Here is a 22,205-nt window from a genome sequence, read left to right on the forward strand (position 1 = left end):
CCAGCGAAAGTCGGCCCGGAAACGGGAAATGGCTTGCATTTCGACAGTGAAACCGGGTTAAAATGGGTTGATTCTCAATCTGATTTTGCTCGCATCCCCGATGCTTAGACTTCAAGACGAACAGTGATTATCTCCATGAACGCTCTCCGCAATCTGTCCACCCGGCTCCTGGTGACTTCCCGTTTCTTAATGCTGACCCTGTTGCTCCTTTCCGGATCGACGCTCTACGGGCAGGCCGTCAGTAACGATAAATTCAAGCAGGAAGACAAATTCCGACAGCTGGATGAAGTGCTGCCGACGCCAAACGGGTTTCGGAATGCATCCGGCGCACCGGGAGAAAAGTACTGGCAGCAGCAGGCAGATTATGAGATCGATGTGGAGCTGGACGACAAGCTGCAGAAGATCATCGGTTCGGAAAAGATTACTTACACGAATAATTCGCCCGATACGTTGAGCTATCTCTGGCTGCAGCTGGATACGAATATTCTGTCTTACGACTCAGATGCACACCTGACCGGAACGGATTCTCCCTTGGGGAAAGTGGGCTACAAGTCGATGCAGCAGTTGATGGCCAAAGAGACATTTGACGGCAGCATGAAGGTGACTGCGGTCCTGGATGCCGAGGGGAACAAACTGTCGTATCAGATTATCAAAACCATGATGCGGATCGATCTGCCCCGCCCGCTGAAAACGGGGGAGAGCACACAGTTTTCCGTGGACTGGAGTTACCTGATCAACGATTCCGAGAGCCGTCCCGCGCGAACCGGTTACGAGTATTTCAAAGACGATAAGAACTTTCTGTATGAAATCGCCCACTGGTATCCGCGCATGGCGGCTTACACCGACAACACGGGCTGGCAGCATAAGCAGTTCCTGGGCCGCGGAGAATTCACGCTGGAGTTTGGTGACTTTCTGACGCGGATCACGGTGCCCGACGATCATGTGGTCGCGTCCTCCGGGGTACTACAGAATCCGGGAGAGGTACTGACCGAGACGCAGCGGAAGCGTCTGGATGAAGCCAAAACTGCGAAAAAGCCGATGTTTATCATCACTCCCGAAGAAGCGAAAGCGAACGAGAAATCAAAGCCGAAAGGCAAGAAGACCTGGGTCTTCAAGGCGGACAATGTCCGTGATTTCGCCTTTGCCAGCTCGCGTAAATTTATCTGGGATGCCCAGGGACATCAGCTGGAGGGTAAGGCTGAGCCGATTATGGCCATGTCGTATTACCCCAACGAAGGGGAGCCGCTCTGGAGCAGGTATTCGACGCACGCCATCATTCATACGTTGAATGTTTTTTCGAAGTATACCTTTCCCTATCCCTACCCGGTGGCGATTTCCGTTAACGGCCCGGTGGGGGGCATGGAATATCCGATGATCTGCTTTAACGGTCCCCGTCCCGAAAAGGATGGCACTTATTCCAAGCGGACCAAGTACGGGTTGATCTCGGTTATTATTCACGAAGTCGGACACAACTATTTCCCGATGATCGTCAACAGTGACGAGCGTCAGTGGACGTGGATGGATGAAGGGATCACGACGTTCCTGCAGTTTCTGACCGAGCAGGAGTGGGAAGACGAATATCCGTCCCGCCGCGGGGAACCCCGTGACATGGTGGATTACATGAAGAGCGGTTACCAGGTACCGATCATGACGAACTCAGAGTCGATCCTGCAGTTTGGTAACAATGCCTATGGCAAGCCGGCGACGGCGCTGAATGTGCTGCGGGAAACCGTGCTCGGCCGCGAACTGTTCGATTACGCGTTCAAGGAATATTCCCGTCGCTGGATGTTCAAACGGCCGACGCCTGCGGACTTCTTCCGCACCATGGAAGACGCGTCCGGCGTCGATCTGGACTGGTTCTGGCGGGGCTGGTTTTACACAACCGACCATACCGACATGGCAATCGAGAACGTGCGGCAGTATCAATTGGAGACTGGAGATCCCTACGTGGATAAGGTCCGGCGGAAGAAGCGTCGCGATGAAGAGCCCGAGTCGCTGTCGGAGATGCGGAACAAAAAGCTGCCTAAACGGACCGAAAAGTTTCCGGAGCTGAAGGATTTCTACAACGAATACGATGAACTCGACGTGACCGATGCGGACCGCAAGAAATTTGAATCTCATCTTAAGGAACTGGACGCCGATGAGAAGAAGCTGCTGGAAACACAGAATTACTTTTACCTCGTCGACTTGAAGAACCATGGCGGACTGGTGATGCCCGTGATTCTCAAGCTGACTTTTGACGACAACTCCAGCCGGATGTTGCGGATTCCGGCGGAAATCTGGCGGTACAACAACCAGAGCGTTTCCAAGCTGATTCTGACTGAGAAGCCCCTCAAAAGCCTGACCCTGGACCCGCACCGGGAGACTGCAGATACACAGCTGTCCAACAACGAGTTCCCCCGGACGATTGGCAAATCTTTCTTCCAGCTGGAAAAATCGAAGAAGTCGAAGAACGAAATGCAGAAACAGCGTCAGGCAGAGGAAGAGGAAAAGAAAAAGGACGACACCAAACCGGCTGAGAAAAAAGAGGAGTAGCCGGGATTACCGGCCGGGATCAGCCGGGCTGGGAAAGTGGTACACGGATTCGATTTTCGCAATTTCGACCGTATAGTGGGCGTACCATTTGTCTTTCCCAAGTTGTTGTGCTGTAATATGTTCCGGATGCTGCTTCCAGGCCCGGATGGCCTCCAGGCTGTTCCAGTAGGAGATTGTGACTCCCGTTCCGTCGGGGGCACGAAACGAGGTCAGCTCCAGAAAGCCGGGCTGCTGGCGTGCCTGTTCTTCCATACGGGTGGCCATCTCAGCATAGCCTGCTTCGTCCTGCGTTCGCCGGGAGCGAAAAATGACGGCGTAGCGGGGCGATTTCTGGTTGTCAGTCATGGGAAGAGCCGATTCTGCTGAAAAACAGGAGTCTGGGATCGGGGAGGCCGGATTTCAGGCTTGCCACAAATTCTGGTTTCATAAATAATTTAGACAGTACAACCGCTGTTTTCGATTCATTTTTTCAATGGGAGGACGTTCAAGTGACGGGTTATACGGTCCACACAGGGTCAAGCGAGGATTTTACGAAGGGCTGGGACCGCATTTTTGGTGACAAGACCGTCGAAAAAACGAAGAAAAATAAGAAATCAAAAAAGAAGACGAGCGCAAAGAAAAAGGACTCGAAAAAGAAAAAGAAATCGTGATTCGTTTCACTTCTTTTCCGACAAAATCAGTGGCGCTGTGACGTTTCGGGCGAAGTCGAGGATCGGCTCAACTGACGTTTCAGCTGGTAAAAAATGCACAGGGCCGTGCTAATGCTTTAGGTGGGGAAGACCGATAATAAACTTCGTGCTTTTCCTGCTTAACGTAGTCAAACACACGACATGGAGGTAATGATGTCAGAAGAAAATGAAGAGTTCGAAGAAATCACCAGTGAAGAAGTCGACCGTGTTGTCGCTGCACTGGAATCACTGATTGAATCTACAGACAGCGAAAATATTCGTTCCTATCTGGAAGAAGCCATGAACGAGATCTACTTCCTCGTTTATGAAGAGGAAGAAGACGAGCTGGATTCTACCGTAGAAGCCTGCGACGACAGCGACGAAGATTTTTCTGAAGCTGCGTAAGTCTCCTCAGAGATACAATGATTGCTGCGCAAACCAGCAAAACTTAAGGCCACTTCCTATGTTCACAGGAAGTGGCCTTTTTTATTGCCTTGATCGGAATGGAGAGTTTACCGGTTACTCCAGTTCCACGGTGATCGAGCGGGAATCTGTATCGACCTTGGACGGCTTACCGAACTTGATCTTCTTCGAAAACGCTTCGATGTCTTCGACCGGGTAAACCTTGAAGGTGGTGATCTCTCCATCGACAGTCGGAATCACCTGCAGGGATTCGGTATCGTTGGCTGACTGCAGGATTTCATCAATGATCGGATCCTGTTCGCCTGGAGAGAGCTTTTTGTTGACGACGATGCTGATCATCGTGTTCGGGTTAATCGGTTTGGCTTCACCGGGGCTGCCTGCCATGGCTCCACCTCGGGCGGCAGCTGCTTCGGAGAAGCCCTGTTCCATCACGGCTGCAGCTCCCAGCATCAGGAGCATTGGCGCCATTTGAGCCAATGGTCTGACCTGATTGGTGAACTGTTCATTGAATTCTTTTTCCGTTTTCGCATTTTCCAACTGGGCCAGGGTGGCGTTCAGCTGCTTGAAACCTGCCATTGCCTGGGTTTTTTGGGCAGCCATGTCTTCCGGCTTTAACTTGTCCAGGCTTTGTTTCGCGCTATCGATTTTGGATTTCCAGTTTTTGGCCAGGGTCTGGGGAATCCATTTGTCTTCCACTTTGACCATGACTTCTTCCTTGGTTTTTTCACCCGGAACTTCAATTTTGACATTGGCCTGATCTCCTTCTTCGGAGACAACCGTGACTTTGGCCTGCTTCAGCTTTTCGATAAAACCAGGGTCGCCTTCTTTCTGAGGCATCAGGCCCGAGATGGTGGCGAAGTCTTTGGCAATCTGAGAGCCGCTGGTCGACAGGAATTTGCCGCCATCAAAGGTTTTGAGTTTCTCGATGGTCGACAGGTCACTGTTGGCCAGGGAAGCCAGGATATCGACACTGGGATCATAGTATTTCGCGACTTCTTCCGGTGAGGTCTTAGGGCTCTCAAGCATTTCGTTTTTGAGAATGAATTCTTTTTTGTCCTGCAGCAGTTTGGCCACTCGTTGAGCGATGGCGAACATCTCATTGTAAATTTCCGGATCCATTTTATCCGCGAACTGGTGAGCCAGGCCATTCACATCGCTCTGGTAGCTGGCGGGCAGAAATTCCCAGACCACTTCCATTTTCTGATCCGCGACGCCCTGCATCAGATACTGCATCGATTCTGCAGGACCCTCTGGTGGACCGGCCTGCTGGGCTGAGGAACCACACCCGGAGAGCAGAGGCAGAGTTCCGATGAGGAAGAGTGTGAATAGCGGGATAAGTTTTCTCATCAAAGTTCCTTGTTTTGGATGAAGAGAGGCGGCGGACGTGGAATAGGGATTACTGCATCCCTTTACAGTAGTCAGTCTCGATATTAACCACGCGCGTCTGTTTTGAACAGGTTCGCAGCTGGGTCTGTTATTTCAGATTTGGTGATTCGAGGAACGCAGAATTGCGTGAGGGGGTTTAATAATAATGAGGGATTCCCGCGGCGCTGCGGAAGGGTTCTCAGCTGAAACATAGGTTATTTTCAGCGGATTGCAGGCGGTTTCGATCAGTATAAGTAATTTTAATAGAACCGGTGTCTGGCATAAGTGTCTGACAGATGTGGGAGGCCATTCCGTATCGGAATCTGTTGATGTCTGAGCCGAAGCTGGCAGACCTGATATCAGGCTGCTGTCGTCCCACTTCTGGGACAGTTCAGAGGCTGTAAGCGTAAGTATAATATAGTTATATGATTACAGTTTTCGGACATTGCGTAAGTCCGTGGTCCCCGTTTTTCATATGAGCAGACGCTTGACTTATTGCCTTCAGCAACTCTACACTGTGCCGTATTCGAAATTTAAATAGTTCGAAGCAGCTATTATTAGTTTTCCTTATAAAAGGCTCTCGATTCTCTCCCATGCACCTGCGTAATGCCGAACTGTTCTGTGATGTCGTCGTGCACGGCAGCTTTTCCAAAGCTGCTGAGGTTCGTCGTGTGTCCCAGTCGGCAGCCAGTCAGGCCGTGCATGCCTTAGAGAAGCGGCTGGGAGCGCAGCTGATCGATCGTTCGAAGCGTCCGTTTGAATTGACGCCCGCTGGTTCGATTTATTTTGATGGCTGCCAGCAGTTGCTGAGATCCTTCGAGCAGGTCGAGGAACAGGTTCGTCGCGCGATTGGTCAGACAAAGAACCGGGTGCGAATTGCCGCCATTTACTCGGTGGGTCTGGCCCAGATGCACGATTATGTTGAGCAGTTCCAGCACCTGTATCCGGAAGTGATGATCACCCTCGATTATCTGCATCCGGATGAAGTCTATCAGCGTGTCAGCGAGAACCAGGCCGATCTGGGACTGGTTTCTTTCCCCAAGGAAGACAAAGATCTCACCAGCATCCTCTGGCAGGAACAGCCAATGGTACTGGTGGTTTACCCCGGTCACCGGCTGGCAGATCAGGTCAGTTGTGAGGTAGGGGACATTGAAAATGAGCCCTTCGTGGCATTCACATCAGAATTAGTCGTTCGACAGAAAATGGATCGCTGGCTGAAAAAAGCCGGTGTGCACGTACAGCTGATCCATGAATTTGACAATATTGAGAACATCAAGCGTGCGGTGGAAGCGGAAGCGGGAATTGCGATCCTGCCTCTGCCGACCGTCAGCCGTGAAGTTCAGGATCAGTCATTAAAAATCGTACGCCTGGAACAGGTGGAATGGTTTCGTCCGATCGGAATCATTCAGAGAAAACAGAAGTCGGTACCCGATGACGTGGTATCGAAATTCATAGAAGTCCTGCATGAAAACCCCGCGAATTTCTCAAGCGCTCATCGAGAAACGACCGAGGGATCTGCATCAACGGGAGAGAATTCTTCCAGTATGGATGCATTTTCATTCGGTCCGTTAATAGCGCGAGAGTAAACTGGCAGTTTTCTCTGCAGGTTGTTTCTGGTTGGGATGGATCCAGCTTTTCTGAGTCGGGAGCAGACTCTCCCTTTAAGAAGATTCAGAATTACCGATGGTAGATCTTTGACAGAAAACGTTCCGGTTTCGGCCGGGTCAGGCAGACATGGTCTCCTCCAGGGGAGCGTCGTCTGCTGAAACAGATAACTGAGTGCGAAGCTTGTTCGCGATAAACTGAAGGTGCCCGGGTGGCATCGATTTTGAAAACATTAGTTTGAATGGTGAAGTAAGATGACGAGTCGAACCGTTCGACGTGGAACTGATTCCGAAAACAAAGCACAAAACTCCCTGTTTCAAGTGGGGCGTTTCCCGGAAGCTCATGGGCTCTACGATCCGGAATTCGAGCATGACAGCTGTGGTGTGGGTTTCGTCGCCCATATCAAAGGCAAACGGTCACACCAGATTGTGGTCGACGCCGATGAAATGCTGCGTCATATGACTCACCGTGGCGCCTGTGGTTGCGAAGAAAATACGGGCGATGGTGCCGGTATTCTGGTTTCCATGCCTCACGACTTCCTGCAACGCGTGGTGAAGGAAGATCTGAACCTCGATCTGCCTCCCTCTGGTCATTACGGCATGGGAAATGTCTTCCTGCCGACCGATGAATCACAGCGGGAACACTGCAAAAAGGTCGTGGAAGAGACCGTCAATGCCCAGGGACTGGTTGTCCTGGGCTGGCGTGAATTGCCTGTGGAACCGACCACGGCCGACATCGGTCCCTCCGCGCTGCGTGCTCTGCCGCACATGGAGCAGGTCTTTATCTCCACTTCAAATCACAAGGTCGCCGATCACGATCACCTCGAACGTCAGCTGTATATCATCCTGAAGGCTTCCAGCCGCCAGTTGCGTGAAGGCAGCAATCTGCCCCAGGGACTGATGTTCTACTTCTGTTCGCTGTCCAGCAACATCCTGGTTTACAAAGGGATGCTGACTCCCGACCAGGTGATGCCGTTCTACCCCGACCTGCAGGCGGAAGACTTCACCAGCCACCTGGCGATGGTACACTCCCGCTTCTCAACAAACACCTTCCCCAGCTGGGACCGGGCACAGCCGTGCCGCTTCATGGCTCATAACGGGGAAATCAATACCCTGCGTGGAAACGCCAACTGGATGTTTGCCCGCCAGGGAATGATGTCCAGCGAGCTGTTCGGCGACGATTTGAACAAGCTGTTCCCGATCATCGAGCCTCACTGCTCAGACTCGGGTAACTTCGACAACGCATTGGAACTGCTGCTGATGTCCGGTCGTCCGCTGCCGGAAGTGATGATGATGATGATTCCAGAAGCCTGGCAGAACCATCATTCCATTTCCGTCGCCAAGCGTGCGTTCTATGAATATTACTCCGCCTTGCAGGAACCATGGGACGGGCCGGCATCAGTTTCCTTCACCGATGGTAAATGTATCGGCGCCGTGCTGGACCGGAACGGTCTGCGTCCGAGCCGTTACTATGTGACTCACGACGATCGTGTCATCATGGCCAGCGAAGTGGGAACCCTGGAAGTCGATCCGAAACTGGTTAAGGAGAAAGGTCGTCTGCAGCCCGGGAAGATGTTCCTGGTTGACTTCGAAGAAGGCCGCCTGATCCCCGATGAAGAGATCAAAGAAAAGTACGCCACCAAGCGTCCTTACCAGGAATGGCTGCAGAACCAGCGTCTGCGTCTGCAGGACCTGCCACCCGCGGAGAAGATCGATTCGGTTCCGACCGAAGAGCTGCTGTCTCGTCTGCAGGCCTTTGGTTTCACATTCGAAACGCTGAAGTTCATGTTGATTCCGCTGATCAAAGCCAAGAAGGATCCCATCGGTTCCATGGGGAACGATGCGGCCCTGGCCTGCCTCAGCGATCAGCCACGCCTGATTTACGATTACTTCCACCAGCTGTTCGCCCAGGTGACGAACCCCGCGATCGACTCGATCCGCGAGGAAGTCATCATGTCGCTGGAATGTTACATCGGTCCGGAAGGCAACCTGCTGGAATCGACCGAAGACCAGTGTCATCGACTGCTCATTCCCGAGCCGATCATCACCAACGAGCAACTGGCCGCCATCAAGAAGATGGATTACCGTGGCTGGAAGACCAAAACGATCGACGTGACTTATCCCAAGTCAGAAGGGGAAGCCGGTTTCCGGGCAGCCCTGGATCGGATTCGGGAAGAAGCCTCACAGGCGATCGCCGATGGCTTCAGCCTGATCGTGGTTTCGGACCGGGCCGTCTGTAAAGATCGTGTCGCCCTGCCGACCCTGGTTTCCTGTGGAGCGATTCACCATCACCTGGTTCGCAACGAACAGCGTACGCAGATCGGGATCGTGCTGGAAACCGGCGAAGCCCGCGAAGTGCATCACCACTGTCTGCTGTTCGGCTACGGTGCCGATGCAATCAACCCCTACATGGCCTTCGAAGCCCTCTGGCACTCGCTGGAAGTCGGCGAGCTGGATGCTGCCAAGTGGGATCGTAGTTCCATCGTGGCTGCCTATCGCAAGGGTGTCTGCAAAGGGATGCTGAAAGTGATGGCCAAAATGGGCATCTCGACCCTGCAGAGTTACAAGGGCGCCCAGATCTTCGAAGCCGTCGGTCTGAACCAGGAAATCATCGAAGCCTGCTTCTCAGGAACCGCCAGCCGGATCAAGGGAATTGGTTTTGACGTGGTTGCCAAAGAATGCGAAATGCGTCACAACATCGGCTACCCGCAGCGGGATCAGAAGCGTCTGCCCGTTCTGCCTAACCCCGGTGTGTACCACTGGCGGGCCAACGGAGAAAAGCACTCCTGGTCACCGGAAAACATTGCCAACCTGCAGGCCGCTGCGAGCTCGGGCGATAAGAGTGCCTATAAGCAGTTCGCGAAAGCCGTCAATGAAGAGACGACCCGGCAGTGTCACCTGCGTGGTCTGCTGGCCTTCAAAAAGCGGGAACCGATTCCGCTGGACGAAGTCGAACCGGTGACGGAAATCGTCAAGCGATTCTGTACTGGTGCGATGAGCTACGGTTCGATCTCGGCTGAATCTCACGAAGCCCTGGCGATCGCCATGAACCGCCTGGGTGGCAAGAGTAACACCGGTGAAGGGGGCGAAGATTATTCGCGCTTCAAGCCGCTGGATAACGGCGATTCCAAACGGTCGGCCATTAAGCAGATCGCTTCCGGGCGGTTTGGTGTGACCAGCTGGTATCTGACCAACGCTGACGAACTGCAGATCAAGATTTCTCAAGGTGCGAAGCCGGGAGAAGGGGGCGAACTGCCCGGGCATAAGGTCAACAAGATCATTGCTTCGGTACGTCACTCCACTCCGGGGGTCGGGCTGATCAGTCCTCCTCCGCACCACGATATTTACTCGATCGAAGACCTGTCGCAGCTGATTTACGACCTGAAGAACAGTAACCCCTCGGCCCGGATCAGCGTGAAGCTGGTATCGGAAGTCGGCGTGGGTACGATTGCTTCGGGTGTGGCCAAAGGTCATGCCGACAACATTCTGATCTCGGGAGCCTCCGGTGGTACCGGGGCCTCTCCGCTGACCAGTGTGAAGCACGCCGGTCTGCCCTGGGAACTGGGGATTTCGGAAACCCACCAGACGCTGGTGCTCAACGATCTCCGCAGCCGTGTGCGACTGCAGACTGACGGTCAGCTCAAAACCGGTCGCGATATCATTATTGCGACTCTGCTGGGAGCCGAAGAGTACGGCTTCTCCACCGGACCGCTGATCACCATGGGCTGTATCATGATGCGTAAGTGTCACCTGAATACCTGCCCGGTCGGGATTGCGACTCAGAATCCGGAACTGCGTAAGAAGTTCGCCGGTCAGCCCGAGCACGTGGTCAACTACTTCTTCCTCTTGGCAGAAGAGGCCCGTGAAATCATGGCTGAACTCGGATTCCGCACCATCAACGAGATGGTCGGACGCAGCGATGTACTGGAACTGGATGAAGGGGTTGCTCACTGGAAAGCGAAGCACCTGGACCTGACTCCGATTCTGCGACTGGCTGAAAAGCCACACGAAAACGTGGGTACTTATTGCACGATGGACCAGCAGCACGGTCTGGAAGTCGTGATTGACAACCTGCTGATCAGCGAGGCACAGCCTGCGATCCAGAATGGTGAGTCGGTCACCATCGATGTGAAACTCAAGAATACGGACCGGACCTTCGGTACGATGCTGAGCCACGAGGTTTCCAAGCATCATGGTGCAGAAGGTCTGCCTGATGAAACGATTCACATCAATAGTAAGGGTTCCGCAGGACAGTCCCTGGGGGCCTGGCTGGCACACGGGATTACCATCGAGCATGAAGGCGATGCCAACGACTATGTTGGTAAAGGTCTCAGCGGCGGACGGATCATTATCTATCCACCCGAGAATTCGACCTTCAAGCCGGAAGATAACATCATCGTCGGTAACGTGAACCTGTATGGTGCGACCGAAGGTGAAGTTTACATTCGCGGTCAGGCTGCAGAACGTTTCTGTGTGCGTAACTCCGGAGCGAAAGCGGTTGTGGAAGGAATCGGCGATCACGGTTGTGAATACATGACCGGCGGTCGGGCCGTTGTTCTCGGTGAGACCGGACGCAACTTTGCAGCCGGGATGTCGGGTGGTGTGGCTTATGTCTACGACCCCGAAGGTCATCTGCTGCAGAACAGCAACCTGGAAACTGTGGAACTGGAACGGCTGGAAGATGCCGAGGATATCGCCGAACTGAAAGAGCTGATTGACAATCATCGCAAGTTCACCGGTTCGACCGTGGCTAAAACGATTCTGGATAACTGGGAAAACGAACTGGAACTGTTCAAGAAAGTCATGCCTGTGGATTACAAGCGGGCTTTGCTGGAAATGGCAGCTGAAAAAGCGGAAGCTGCCGCCAGCGTCTAGTGACAAACTGTGTTCCTGTCGCGTCTGAACCGCGTGACAGGAACGCCTTCCCAGGAGCATATTGCTTCTTCTGTATAAGAGCTAACACATTTTTAGAGTGAGATAGAACTATGGGTAAGCCAACCGGCTTCATGGAATTTGCACGAGAACTGGGTGCCGACAAAAAACCGGAACTGCGGATTCTGGACTGGAATGAGTTCCACGATCATCTGACCGATGAAGAGCTCAGCAACCAGGGCGCTCGCTGCATGGACTGTGGGATTCCCTTCTGCCACACCGGGAAAACTCTGGCAGGCATGGCCTCGGGTTGTCCGATTAACAACCTGATCCCCGAGTGGAACGACCACATCTACAACGGTCGCTGGCAGGATGCACTCGACAGTCTGCACAAGACAAACAACTTCCCGGAATTCACCGGTCGTGTCTGTCCCGCACCTTGTGAAGGGGCCTGCGTACTGGGGATTCACGAACCTCCAGTAACGATCAAGAACATTGAGAACTCAATCATCGACCACGCTTTCGATCAGGGTTGGGTCCAGCCGAGTCCTCCTAAAACACGTACCGGCAAGAAAGTCGCTGTCGTCGGTTCCGGTCCTGCCGGACTGGCTGCCGCCGCGCAGCTGAATACCGCCGGTCACAGCGTAACCGTTTACGAACGCGACGACCGCATTGGTGGTCTGTTGATGTACGGCATTCCCAACATGAAGCTGGAGAAGTGGATCGTACAGCGACGTGTCGATCTGCTGGCTGACGAAGGGGTGGAATTCATCACCAACACTTCAATTGGCGTGGACATCACCGCGGATCAGCTGATGAACGATTTCGACGCCGTCGTGCTCTGCACCGGTGCGACCAAGCCCCGCGATCTGCCCATTCCGGGACGTGATCTGAAGGGTGTGCACTTCGCGATGGAATACCTGTCGAAGAACACGAAGAGCCTGCTGGAGTCCGGTCTGGAAAGCAAGCATTACGAGAACTCGCCGGTTGAGGGTTTCATCAACGCTGAAGGCAAGAAAGTTGTCGTGATCGGCGGTGGTGATACCGGTAACGACTGCCTGGGTACCGCGATGCGTCAGAACTGCGAAAGCCTGATCAACCTGGAAATCGTGCCTCAGCCTCCGATGGAGCGGGCTGCGAACAACCCCTGGCCTCAGTGGCCGAAGATCTTCCGCGTGGACTACGGTCACGAAGAAGCAGCTGCCGCGTTCGGTAAAGATCCGCGGATGTTCCAGATGTCGACCCTCGAATTCGTGGGCGACGGCAAAGGCAATCTGAAAGCGATCAAGATCTGCGAAGTCGACTGGTCCAAGCCGGTCGAGAACGGCCCTCCATTCAGCGTGGTTCCCGGTTCGGAACAGGAGCTCGAATGCGATCTGGTCTTCCTGGCACTCGGGTTCTTAGGCCCCGAGCATATCATCAGCGAGCAGCTGAGCCTGGAAACCGACGCCCGTTCGAACTTCAAAGCCGAGCATGAGCAGTACACGACGAACATCGACGGCGTCTTCGCTGCCGGCGACTGCCGACGTGGTCAGAGCCTGATCGTCTGGGCGATCAACGAAGGCCGCGGCGCTGCCCGTGAGTGTGACCGTTACCTGATGGGAGCGACCGAACTGCCGTAATTTCGGTTTTAAAAACGGTTGAATTTGAATTAGCAGAAGCCCCGATGAATTGAGGTGTCAGTATGAATGTACGGCCTGTCGTAATTTATTCACTGATAGCAGTCTTCGGGATGCTTCTGCAGCTCGGGTGTGAACGTTCAACGGCACCATCTTCTGCTCCTTCTTCGAAAGCCGAACTAACTACGAAAAGTGATTCTCTGAAAAGTGAGACTCCTGTCGCAGATTCGACTTCGGAAGTTACCCTCAAGTTCACTCCACGTTGCGCAAAGAAAATGCAGCAACTTCTAAAGCAGACTGCTCCTGGTAGTGTGCTTGAGGTTTCGGTCATCCCTGTGGTTAATTGTCAGGGATTCAATTATTCGATGTCCTTCATGGAACCATCTGAAGAGACGACAGGGATTTTAACTGTTATCGACAAGATTCCAATTGTGGTGGCTCAGGATGATGCCGTCTTTCTGCAAAAGGCTACCATCGATTATAAGAAGGATGAAGGTGGCTTTGAATTTATCAATCCTGACGCTGATATCGCTGTGCTCGACGAGTACAAGAAGTTAAAGGAAGAAGAAGAGCGCCGTCGTCCAATAGAAGAAGCACAAGCGAAGCAGATTGATCCAAAGCTAGCTGCTGCCGACCTGTTTACGGATCAGCGTCAGCAGGCATTTGAAGCTCTGAATCTCTGGTGGAAATTCAATCAACCGGAACAGGCAATCTCATATCCTGCTACAGTCGGACGTGTTGATCGCTATCAATTATCAAGTGGGGAAAACGTTGCCGTTGTCTTTACAGGGGCTCCTGGAAAGCAGGAAGGTGGCGTGCATCTGGTTGATGAAAACGGTCGAAATGTCTTCTATTCCTATACAGACTATATTGATGAAACTGATCAATTTATAGATGTGAACGGTGACGGTGTTCCAGAAATTGTCAGTGAAAGTAGTATGAGTTACCATTCAGATGATTCTACAAACAAGGCTGTGACCGAGGCGACATCAGTTAGTGTGATTGCATTAAGCACGAAGAGGTCAACCTTACACCGTCTGGTCTTTGATGTACGTCCTTTTAAAGAGGAATCGACCTGGCGATGGAAGTTGGTCGAGAATCCTGCTGGAACAATGGATCTGATAATCGAAGCGCCTGTTGAAGATGGTTGGGAAGAACGGGCAAAATTTGCCTGGTCGCGAGAAAAAACAAGATTTGAAGGTCCTGCAGGATCAAAAGAGGAGGGCTTTATCTCCATGCCTGATCAATTCTCTAAAGAACGGTTCAAGGAGTTTATGAAACCGTTAAAAAGCGATTGAACTGTTTCAGTATACCCTGAACGTCGCCTCTGTTTTTGTGTCATCTCTGCAGTCGTGGTGATTTATCGTCAATCTTGCCAGTCTGCCAGTTGTCTACTCTCAATTATCCGCCTGGCAGTGGTGGTTCATTTCTCACGACGGGTATTCTGTCAGTTTCCTGCGCGCTGCGCTCGGCCCGAATTGCATTCGGGCTCACCCGGGAATGTGAGCGGAATGGCGTTAGGTAGCGGTTTCTGATGTCAGCGTTGACCTTTTTACCGGCGGTAGCGCCTTGCCGCTCATGGTGGGGACGCGCTTTTGAATTGCCAGGGGAGGTTACACCAGAAAGATTGTCGCCAGGCGGAGGGACACATGGAGCCTCCCCTGCACCTTGAGGAATTTTATTCATGAATTTACCTGTGCCTAATTCCTTTCGACTGCAGATTCGTTTGTCTGCCATTGATGAGCGGCTGTACGCGGCCTGGCAGCGGTGGTGTGGTGATCTGCCGTTTGTGGAGGTGCAGCATGGTTCGATCTTTGATGTCGCAGCGGATGCGATTGTGAGTCCGGCGAACAGTTTCGGTTTTATGGATGGCGGCATTGATCGGCTCTACCTGGAACGCTTTGGAACACAACTCCAGGATCGGGTGCAGGCACAGATTCGCACCGACCATGCCGGGGAACTACTGGTAGGGGCTGCGACGCTGGTGGAGACCGGTGATGCAGAGATCCCCTGGCTGATTGCTGCTCCCACGATGCGAGTGCCGCTGCCGGTGGACTCGACGATCAATGCTTATCTGGCGGCACGGGCGATCTTTCTATTGATTCGAAAAGGGTTGATTCCCGCGGGCGACAATGCAGGACAGCCGGTGCGTGAGCAGGTCAAAACGATTTCGATCCCTGGACTGGGAACCGGCGTGGGCAGGATGGACCCGGTGCGATGTGCGAAGCAGGTGCGTGCAGCGATCGAGGACGTCGTACTGGGGCGATTTGAGTTTCCCAAGAGTACGTCACAGATCCGCAAGCGGCATGACCGGTTACTGGGGAAGTGACTTCGTCCGCTGAAAGAGGTGTGATCAATGAGCCGTTCCAGAAAAAAGTCTCCTTTTATGCCGATCACCACAGCCAGATCGGAAAAAGAAGATAAGATGCTGGCGAACCGACGGCATCGCAGGATCAATAAGCCGCTTTTGAATCAGACCCATGATCAGGATGCTCTGCTTGAATTACGCGTGCTGAGTAATGTCTGGGGGTTTGATAAGGATGGTAAAAGAATGGTCGACCCTGATCTGCAGAGGCATCTGTTGCGCAAATAGATCTTTCGATTCTGATGGTGATTGGTCCCCAGGCACATTGAAAAACGTTTGTCGTGATTATAGATGAGTGAATTATCTCTAAAGATTGAGAACAACCCTGTCAGTTTCCTGCTCGCTGCGCTCGGCCCGAATTGCATTCGGGCTCACCCATTTTTTTCATCTTCCTGTTGGTTGGATGTGAGTCAGCCACTATCATCGTATGTGAACTTAAACGGAATCTGCTTTCGGGAAGCTGGAAAATTGTCAGAATGGAGTGAGCATTGCAAGAGCCGACGCCGGAGATGGTGACTTTCTATGAACGCCGGACGCGGGCGCATATTGAGCGGGTGCGGCGGAATCTGGCGCTGCTGGCGTCGGAGTGGGCGTGCGGAGAGGAACTGCTGGCGCGGGGTGAAGTGCATGATGCTTCCAAGTTCGAAGACGCGGAACGGGTGCCTTATATCTGGCTGACCGAATATCATCGCTGCCGATGGCGGAACATTCCGTTTACTTATCCGGAGGGAATGGAAGCCCGCACGCAGGCGGCGGTGCGGCATCATGTGAGCCACAACCGGCATCATCCGGAATTCCACGCCGATCCGAATGAGATGACCGACGTGGATCTGATCGAGATGGTCTGTGACTGGACGGCGATGTCAGAGGAGTTCGGTCAGGACGGCGGCAGTGCCCGGGGCTGGGCCATGAAGACCATCGGTGAGCGGGTCGCATTTAATGATGAGAAGACGCGGTTTGTGTTTGAGGTGATCGAACAACTGGACCGGCTGCGATGCGAGGACCAGAGACCATGAAGATTCTGAGCCTGGATCCGTATGAATTTGAGTCATCCAGTTCGGAAGAATTTCTGGTGATCGCGATTGCGAACGCAAAACAGTTTCCTGGCTGGGAGGCCTTTTTTCAGGCGACGATTGAATCAGGAGCATTCGAGCCGCGTGAGTCACCGTTTCCTGCTCAACCGATTGCATTTCAGGACTTTGAGTATGCAGACGCGGTTCGCATTTATCTGCAAAGTTATGCCGGAATTATTCCTGAGAGCAATGCTTCTGCAATCCCGCTTGCCTGCGAATGGTATGAACAGGAAATTCTGATCGAGGAGCGAGGAACTTATATCCGTTATGCCTGGGAGACCTCGGCATGAGTTTGTGTGATTCAGCTGTGTTTGACGGGATCGAAACCTGACTCGTTGCGGTGTGAGGAATTTTACTTCGATGGACTTTGAAAAACTCTGGCCGGATTTAGAGTGGGTAATTGATGAACTGAAGGATGGCATGTCATTCTTTGAAGGGTACGTGACTTCCATTGCTCCGAACCGAATTGCAGCAGGGGTGTCAAAAATCGATGAGGCAGCAGTGCGTTGCGACTACCATCAGCATCTCTGGTCATGTGTTGTCGTTCAAGCTGATCAAGTACAGGAATATTCGCCTGAGGAGTATGAAAGACGATTTCGCGAAGATCAGATCGTTCTGTTTTGTGTCGACTATGAGAAGAAGATCGCAGGGAATACCTTTAAATTCAAACTTGTTATAGAGGAAAACGACGCTCCGTCGAGTACATCGCTGGAAATTCTCTGTTATGGAGAAGCTGTGCTCAATAGCCGTTCCCCTAAAGCTGCCGTCGAAAAAGTAATCCTGGAATGTTGCGATCTGTGTGAGTTATTCGAAGGTGATGCACTCTTCATCGGACCTGATACGATTCATTATCCCCGAAGTAAAGATGACAAGCTGCAGGAGTGGACGCGGATTAAATAGCTGGCTCCTGCTGATATTTAAATAGATACGAAAGATTTATGGCATTTACTCTGGAGCAGGTGGTTCCCTGGGGGCGTTCGTTTGAGGAATATCGGGCGATGTTTGACCTGGGCGAAGTGGAGCTTGCGCAGCGAATTCTGGGCTGCGGGGACGGGCCGGCCAGTTTTAATGCGACGCTGACGCGGCAGGGGGGCGCGGTGGTCTCGGTGGATCCGTTGTATGGTTTCTCTGCCGGGGAGATCTGTCAGCGGATTGACGAGACGTTCGAGACCGTATTGCAGCAGACGCAGGAGAACGCGGGTGAGTTTGTCTGGGAACAGATTCGCTCGGTCAAAGAACTGGGAGAGATCCGCAGAGCTGCGATGCAGGAGTTTCTGGTCGACTATCCGGCGGGGGAGGCGCAGGGACGCTACCGGGAGGCGGCGCTGCCTGTGTTGCCGTTTGAGGAGGCTGCCTTTGATCTGGCAGTCTGCTCGCACTTTCTGTTTCTGTACAGCGCGCACTTTTCCCTCGAGTTTCATCTGGCTTCCCTCAGGGAGTTATGCAGAGTGGCCCGCGAGGTGCGTGTGTTTCCGTTGCTGGAACTGGGGGCGAGGCCGTCCCGGTATCGAGAACCGGTCGTGGCACAACTGTCCGCGGAGGGTTATGATGTGCAGATCAGGCGTGTGCCTTACGAGTTTCAGAAACAGGGAAACGAAATGCTGGTGGTTTCGGTTCCTTAATACTGAGAACCCGCCCGACAATCTTACTGTTTCAAGTTGCCCTGTATGAGAATCGGTTTTCTACTGCTGCTGATTGCGGTGCTGCTGGTGCTGGCTGCCGGGATGCACCAGGGGCTGCGGTGGCTGCTGCTCTGGCCTGCGTTCAGCTTTGCGCTGGTGGCTGCGGGGTACCTGGGACTGGGACCACGGGTCTTTAATAAATCGCAGGATGGACTGGTGCCGTTGTTCAATCGGTGTCTGTTGTTTCCCTACCTGCTGTATCTGAACGGGGTCTGGCATGGGACGCGGCTGTTGAGACCGGAACCACCTTTGAATCAGTTGACGGAAAATCTGTTTGTCAGTCGGCGTCTGTTGTCTCATGAGCTTCCGGCGGAGATTGTGCACGTGATTGATCTCACGTGCGAGCAGAGTGAACCACGGGCGCAGCGTTTGCGCGGCTATCACTGCTTCCCTGTTCTGGACCGAGAAGCACCGGCGGTCGCTGCGTTATCTGAATGGATTCCCCAGGTCGCAGCGTTGCAGGGACCTGTTCTGATCCACTGCGCTGAGGGGCATGGTCGGACGGGGCTGTTTACTGCAGCGCTGCTGTTATATACCCGGCAGTGTGGGAGTGTGGAAGAATCGCTGCGTTTTATTCAGAGCCAGAGACCCCTGGTGCGCTTGAGTGCAGCGCAGCGTCGCGTGTTACAGACTTTTTATGAAGGGCTGGAAACCGCGGCACCGTTACCGGTTGCAGACGGGTCTCGGAGTGACGATGATTGAACTCGCAGAGTAAATATTCCGGCTGAGTATCTGTCTTAGCGCGAGGCAGCCGGGCAGAGGAGTTTAATCAGAGAGGAGTCAAGCGGTGGATACCATCGTCTGTATTCCGATGTCAATTAAAGGGCCGGAGGAACTGCTGCCGCTGGTCATGAATGAGACCGGGGGCAAGTACCTTTATGCCGGTTCCATTTTGATGTCGGTCGAACATAAATTCTCGGCGCATTGTGAATTTGGTGAGCATGATGATCAGATCTCGGTCGCCTTTCAACTGGGAGGGCAGGGCAGCATCAGCGGTGAAGATATCGCGACGCTGGATACGCATCAGTGTGTGCTGTACCTGATCTGGCCCAATGCGGGGCTGAATGAGTTGGACCGGCTGCATGCCTTGATCAATGTCTGCCTGGATTGTGGCGGGCTGGGTGTCAAATTCGAAAATTCGGGAGTCGCCCATTCAGCGGCTGACTGGCGGGCGAAGAACTTTGCTGAAGATACGCTGGACCTGCTGCAGTCGCATGTGATGCTGGTGGGATGTGAGACGCATTTTTACAGCACCGGCATGCACATCTTTGGTCTGCCCGATGCAGCGGTGCCTGCGAGTGTGGAGAATCGTGAGGCCGCTTTCCTGTTGACCGAGTTCAATCACTACCAGATGTGCGAGTCGCCTGTGTTTGAAGAGGGGCATACGTTTTCGACGAGTGCAGACGCGCCTTATTATCGCATCTCCCGAAAAGATGACTGGATCAATGCGGACGAAGAATGCTTTGCTAATCCATTCGGCAGATATCTGCTGGAGCCACTGGACCTCCCGGCCTGAGACTGGAAAACAGTTGCTGATTTCAGCTGTCAGACCTCGCCCGCGGTTCCCTGGATTTTCGCTTTGACGTGGAAGCTCTTCGTATTCTAATTTCATTGGAATTTGTCCAATAAAATCGATGTCAGATCGAATAGCTGGCGGTCCAGACTGCGCTGATTCTCATCTGCGAGGTTTAGAATGAGTTGCAGACCGTTTATCTCTCGATGATCAAACGGGTTATGGTTAGTCTGCCGGGTTGGTTCGGTTGTGAAGGCGGAGCAGATCCGGCAGGGGGGATTGAGTCTGGAATCTGATTGACCCCGGCCTGGCGGGTGGGTACGATTTGAATCCATAAATTTGTTCACATTTAAGGGACGCTATGACAGAGCAGGCTGGAACCAGTTCCTGGTTGAAACGGATCAGAATCTTTGCGGGCTTACTGCTGATGGCACTGGCCGTGGGTGGGGCAGTGATGCTGGCGACCGCTGGTGGAATGAGTAGCGGCACCCTGGCCAGTGGGCGTTCGGTGACCGCGCAGTCTGACAGCTGGAAATTAGATGCTACTTACTCTGGTGATACGGCGACCATCAAAACCGCGGGGTTCAACATTGAGGTGACCCCCGATCGACTGAATGTGGATCGGCAGCAGATTGCGTTTATCGACTCCAGGGCGAAGTCGGTGGGAGTGAATGTGAAAGCGAATGAAATTGTCTTTCATGCGGATGGGAAGTGGGTGGCCACTTATCGCCGGTAACGGTTCTGAAGTGACCTGACTGCTGAGCCGTGACAGTCGCCAGCCTGTCTGAGTGCCTCGTGGCTGGTGCCAAATACTATTGCAAATCCGGGAAGTTCTGTCATGATAATCAGACAGTTATCCGCCCGTGCTTCAGCCGCTCTGTCGTTTTTGTAACAGGCAGGTTGGTGTGAAGCGGATCCCGTTGAAAGAGCAGTACCGTGACTCCTGCGCCTCAGGTCATGACTTCCGCTGCTGGTGATTATTCCCGAAACCTCTGGCTGGTGCCGGGACCGCGGGACAGCGTGCATCCACTCTGTCTGTTTCTGGACGCCGAACATTATCTCCGCGATATGGACTGTCTGCCGCTGATCAGTAAGTTGATGGCGGGAGGGCAGATTCCACCCCTGACGCTGGCGTTCGTTTCGCATGTCAGCAGTGAAGATCGCCAGCGGGATTATCTGTGGAACCCGCGTTATGCACAATTTCTCGCGGAGGAAGTCGTTCCCTGGGTATGTGCCCGTTCCCATGCGCGGGCTGAGGGGAACCTCATCTGTGGTCTGAGTCTGAGCGGTCTGGCTGCGGCGCATGTCGCGTTTCAGTATCCCGGGCTGTTCAGCCAGGTATTGTGCCAGTCGGGTTCGTTCTGGTGGCTCGCGCAGCAGGAACTGGAGCTGCCTGTGAATCATGCGCGGTTCTGGTTGAGCGTGGGGGATCAGGAGACCGAGACCGAGGTGACACATCCCCCGTCAGGCCTGTACCAGGAAATTTCGCAGATCGAAGGCGTGGAATGGGCAGCAGCCCAGTTTCAGGATCAGGGGGCCACGGTGCAGTATCAGCAGTACAAGGGGGGGCATGCGATTGCACCCTGGCGGGCCGAGTTGCCTGCGGCGCTCTGCTGGTTGCTGGCGGCGCAGCAGGTGGATAACGGCGTACATTCGCAGGGGATTTCCTGAAATTGGAGGCCGAATCACTGAAACCGTCGCTGGATCAATATGAGTCGAGATAAAACAGCCCGCTGCCTGGAAGAGATGCTCGCTTTTTTTCTGCGGCATTGTGAGGATAGAGGTACGCTGGGAGAGCTGTATCTGATGAGTCGCGATTCCGAGAGCTGGTGCCGGGGGCATGAACTGCATCGCCGGATTCGCGAAAAGACACAGTCTGCAGAACGCAGTGGTGATCTGCTGGGAGAAGCGCAGTACACGTTTGAAGAATGTTGCGCGAAGACGTTTTATAATCTCTCTGATGCGATGGTGCCGTTTTCAGAGGACACGCCCTTCTGGATTATTCCTCAGGGATTTCGACTGGCACGGCGGCTGGAGCTGGAGAATCCGTACGCGTTTACCTCGCTGCTGAGTTCGGAACGTGAACCGGGCACGAAGTTCATGTGAGGGAATTCTGTGGATCTCGTGTATTGTGATCAGTTGCTCTGAGTATCGATCATTGTAGGGGCCGCCCTGTGTGGCGGCCCGCGGTATCGATGTCGTGTGGGTGGAGACGTTCGAAAGTGGTGTCTGGGTCCAACAGATGTCTGCTTCAGTTCAGAATGTCGCCAGGCGGGCGGGCACGCAGGCGCCGCCCCTACGGATTTCCCTGCAGCGATGTCTGTTTCTACCAGCACATATTCTCTGACAGTTTCCTGTTCGCTGCGCTCACCCCAAATTGCATTCGGGGCTACCCCTAGAGTGTTGGGTTGTTTCGTGGTCAGCCGGTTTTCAGGAGATTTTCTTGCTTTGACGGTGAAATCGTGTCAGGATTGGTTTCATGACTG

The 22,205-nt window shown here is 53.4% G+C and carries 19 protein-coding genes; 17 read left to right on the plus strand and 2 right to left on the minus strand.

The window, feature by feature from the left end; genetic code table 11:
* The first annotated feature begins 135 nt into the window (after nucleotides 1-135).
* Entirely contained in the window at nucleotides 136-2,535 is a 2,400-nt protein-coding gene (locus RID21_RS22555) for a M1 family metallopeptidase (protein WP_350192818.1), read from the plus strand.
* Nucleotides 2,536-2,541: 6 nt separating this feature from the next.
* Here RID21_RS22555 and RID21_RS22560 read toward each other — a convergent pair whose 3' ends face one another.
* Entirely contained in the window at nucleotides 2,542-2,880 is a 339-nt protein-coding gene (locus tag RID21_RS22560) for an antibiotic biosynthesis monooxygenase family protein (protein WP_350192820.1), read from the minus strand.
* Nucleotides 2,881-3,377: 497 nt separating this feature from the next.
* Between RID21_RS22560 and RID21_RS22565 the strand changes: the two genes are divergently transcribed.
* Nucleotides 3,378-3,608 (plus strand): hypothetical protein, encoded by a 231-nt coding sequence (locus RID21_RS22565; RefSeq protein ID WP_155363981.1) that lies wholly within the window; start codon nucleotides 3,378-3,380, stop codon nucleotides 3,606-3,608.
* A 114-nt stretch (nucleotides 3,609-3,722) separates the two neighbouring features.
* Here RID21_RS22565 and RID21_RS22570 read toward each other — a convergent pair whose 3' ends face one another.
* A complete protein-coding gene (locus tag RID21_RS22570) occupies nucleotides 3,723-4,973 on the minus strand; it encodes a hypothetical protein (protein WP_350192822.1) in 1,251 nt (416 codons plus the stop codon).
* A 611-nt stretch (nucleotides 4,974-5,584) separates the two neighbouring features.
* Between RID21_RS22570 and RID21_RS22575 the strand changes: the two genes are divergently transcribed.
* The 15 genes from RID21_RS22575 to RID21_RS22645 all read left to right on the plus strand — a co-directional run bounded on the left by RID21_RS22575 (nucleotide 5,585) and on the right by RID21_RS22645 (nucleotide 21,825).
* Entirely contained in the window at nucleotides 5,585-6,577 is a 993-nt protein-coding gene (locus tag RID21_RS22575) for a LysR family transcriptional regulator (RefSeq protein ID WP_350192824.1), read from the plus strand.
* A 273-nt stretch (nucleotides 6,578-6,850) separates the two neighbouring features.
* Nucleotides 6,851-11,470, plus strand: coding sequence for a glutamate synthase large subunit (gene gltB, locus RID21_RS22580; protein ID WP_350192826.1), 4,620 nt, complete (start codon nucleotides 6,851-6,853; stop codon nucleotides 11,468-11,470).
* Nucleotides 11,471-11,580: 110 nt separating this feature from the next.
* Nucleotides 11,581-13,089 carry a glutamate synthase subunit beta gene (locus RID21_RS22585; protein ID WP_350192828.1) on the plus strand — a complete coding sequence of 503 codons (1,509 nt, stop codon included), beginning with the start codon at nucleotides 11,581-11,583 and terminating at the stop codon, nucleotides 13,087-13,089.
* Between the two features lie 62 nt (nucleotides 13,090-13,151).
* Nucleotides 13,152-14,384, plus strand: a complete 1,233-nt coding sequence (locus RID21_RS22590) for a HesB/IscA family protein (RefSeq protein ID WP_350192830.1) — start codon at nucleotides 13,152-13,154, stop codon at nucleotides 14,382-14,384.
* Between the two features lie 386 nt (nucleotides 14,385-14,770).
* Nucleotides 14,771-15,415, plus strand: coding sequence for a macro domain-containing protein (locus tag RID21_RS22595; RefSeq protein ID WP_350192832.1), 645 nt, complete (start codon nucleotides 14,771-14,773; stop codon nucleotides 15,413-15,415).
* 27 nt (nucleotides 15,416-15,442) lie between these two features.
* On the plus strand, nucleotides 15,443-15,679 hold the full coding sequence (locus RID21_RS22600; protein ID WP_350192834.1) for a hypothetical protein: 237 nt from the start codon (nucleotides 15,443-15,445) through the stop codon (nucleotides 15,677-15,679).
* Nucleotides 15,680-15,939: 260 nt separating this feature from the next.
* Nucleotides 15,940-16,467, plus strand: coding sequence for a DUF5662 family protein (locus tag RID21_RS22605; RefSeq protein ID WP_350192836.1), 528 nt, complete (start codon nucleotides 15,940-15,942; stop codon nucleotides 16,465-16,467).
* Entirely contained in the window at nucleotides 16,464-16,814 is a 351-nt protein-coding gene (locus RID21_RS22610) for a hypothetical protein (protein ID WP_350192838.1), read from the plus strand. The genes RID21_RS22605 and RID21_RS22610 overlap by 4 nt, the downstream gene beginning before the upstream one ends.
* A 70-nt stretch (nucleotides 16,815-16,884) precedes the next feature.
* Entirely contained in the window at nucleotides 16,885-17,424 is a 540-nt protein-coding gene (locus RID21_RS22615) for a hypothetical protein (RefSeq protein WP_350192840.1), read from the plus strand.
* Between the two features lie 38 nt (nucleotides 17,425-17,462).
* Nucleotides 17,463-18,146 carry a class I SAM-dependent methyltransferase gene (locus tag RID21_RS22620; protein WP_350192842.1) on the plus strand — a complete coding sequence of 228 codons (684 nt, stop codon included), beginning with the start codon at nucleotides 17,463-17,465 and terminating at the stop codon, nucleotides 18,144-18,146.
* Nucleotides 18,147-18,191: 45 nt separating this feature from the next.
* Nucleotides 18,192-18,908, plus strand: coding sequence for a dual specificity protein phosphatase family protein (locus RID21_RS22625; protein WP_350192844.1), 717 nt, complete (start codon nucleotides 18,192-18,194; stop codon nucleotides 18,906-18,908).
* Nucleotides 18,909-18,993: 85 nt separating this feature from the next.
* A complete protein-coding gene (locus tag RID21_RS22630; RefSeq protein WP_350192846.1) occupies nucleotides 18,994-19,722 on the plus strand; it encodes a DUF4261 domain-containing protein in 729 nt (242 codons plus the stop codon).
* A gap of 358 nt (nucleotides 19,723-20,080) precedes the next feature.
* Nucleotides 20,081-20,455, plus strand: a complete 375-nt coding sequence (locus tag RID21_RS22635) for a hypothetical protein (protein ID WP_350192848.1) — start codon at nucleotides 20,081-20,083, stop codon at nucleotides 20,453-20,455.
* Nucleotides 20,456-20,655: 200 nt separating this feature from the next.
* Nucleotides 20,656-21,390: an alpha/beta hydrolase gene (locus RID21_RS22640; RefSeq protein ID WP_350192850.1), complete on the plus strand. Its 735-nt coding sequence runs from the start codon at nucleotides 20,656-20,658 to the stop codon at nucleotides 21,388-21,390.
* Nucleotides 21,391-21,429: 39 nt separating this feature from the next.
* Complete coding sequence (locus tag RID21_RS22645; protein ID WP_350192852.1) at nucleotides 21,430-21,825, plus strand: hypothetical protein; 396 nt, start codon at nucleotides 21,430-21,432, stop codon at nucleotides 21,823-21,825.
* Nucleotides 21,826-22,205 lie beyond the last annotated feature (380 nt).

The sequence above is a fragment of the Gimesia sp. genome, from assembly GCF_040219335.1.
In the GTDB taxonomy this organism is placed as follows: Bacteria; Planctomycetota; Planctomycetia; order Planctomycetales; family Planctomycetaceae; genus Gimesia.

Coding starts and splice junctions, on each gene's coding strand:
- RID21_RS22635 (WP_350192848.1), top strand. CDS start 20,081: ATGACAGAGCAGGCTGGAACCAGTTCCTGGTTGAAACGGATCAGAATC.
- RID21_RS22600 (WP_350192834.1), top strand. CDS start 15,443: ATGAGCCGTTCCAGAAAAAAGTCTCCTTTTATGCCGATCACCACAGCC.
- RID21_RS22560 (WP_350192820.1), bottom strand. CDS start 2,880: ATGACTGACAACCAGAAATCGCCCCGCTACGCCGTCATTTTTCGCTCC.
- gltB (WP_350192826.1), top strand. CDS start 6,851: ATGACGAGTCGAACCGTTCGACGTGGAACTGATTCCGAAAACAAAGCA.
- RID21_RS22570 (WP_350192822.1), bottom strand. CDS start 4,973: ATGAGAAAACTTATCCCGCTATTCACACTCTTCCTCATCGGAACTCTG.
- RID21_RS22575 (WP_350192824.1), top strand. CDS start 5,585: ATGCACCTGCGTAATGCCGAACTGTTCTGTGATGTCGTCGTGCACGGC.
- RID21_RS22590 (WP_350192830.1), top strand. CDS start 13,152: ATGAATGTACGGCCTGTCGTAATTTATTCACTGATAGCAGTCTTCGGG.
- RID21_RS22615 (WP_350192840.1), top strand. CDS start 16,885: ATGGACTTTGAAAAACTCTGGCCGGATTTAGAGTGGGTAATTGATGAA.
- RID21_RS22625 (WP_350192844.1), top strand. CDS start 18,192: ATGAGAATCGGTTTTCTACTGCTGCTGATTGCGGTGCTGCTGGTGCTG.
- RID21_RS22620 (WP_350192842.1), top strand. CDS start 17,463: ATGGCATTTACTCTGGAGCAGGTGGTTCCCTGGGGGCGTTCGTTTGAG.
- RID21_RS22610 (WP_350192838.1), top strand. CDS start 16,464: ATGAAGATTCTGAGCCTGGATCCGTATGAATTTGAGTCATCCAGTTCG.
- RID21_RS22565 (WP_155363981.1), top strand. CDS start 3,378: ATGTCAGAAGAAAATGAAGAGTTCGAAGAAATCACCAGTGAAGAAGTC.
- RID21_RS22555 (WP_350192818.1), top strand. CDS start 136: ATGAACGCTCTCCGCAATCTGTCCACCCGGCTCCTGGTGACTTCCCGT.
- RID21_RS22585 (WP_350192828.1), top strand. CDS start 11,581: ATGGGTAAGCCAACCGGCTTCATGGAATTTGCACGAGAACTGGGTGCC.
- RID21_RS22645 (WP_350192852.1), top strand. CDS start 21,430: ATGAGTCGAGATAAAACAGCCCGCTGCCTGGAAGAGATGCTCGCTTTT.
- RID21_RS22595 (WP_350192832.1), top strand. CDS start 14,771: ATGAATTTACCTGTGCCTAATTCCTTTCGACTGCAGATTCGTTTGTCT.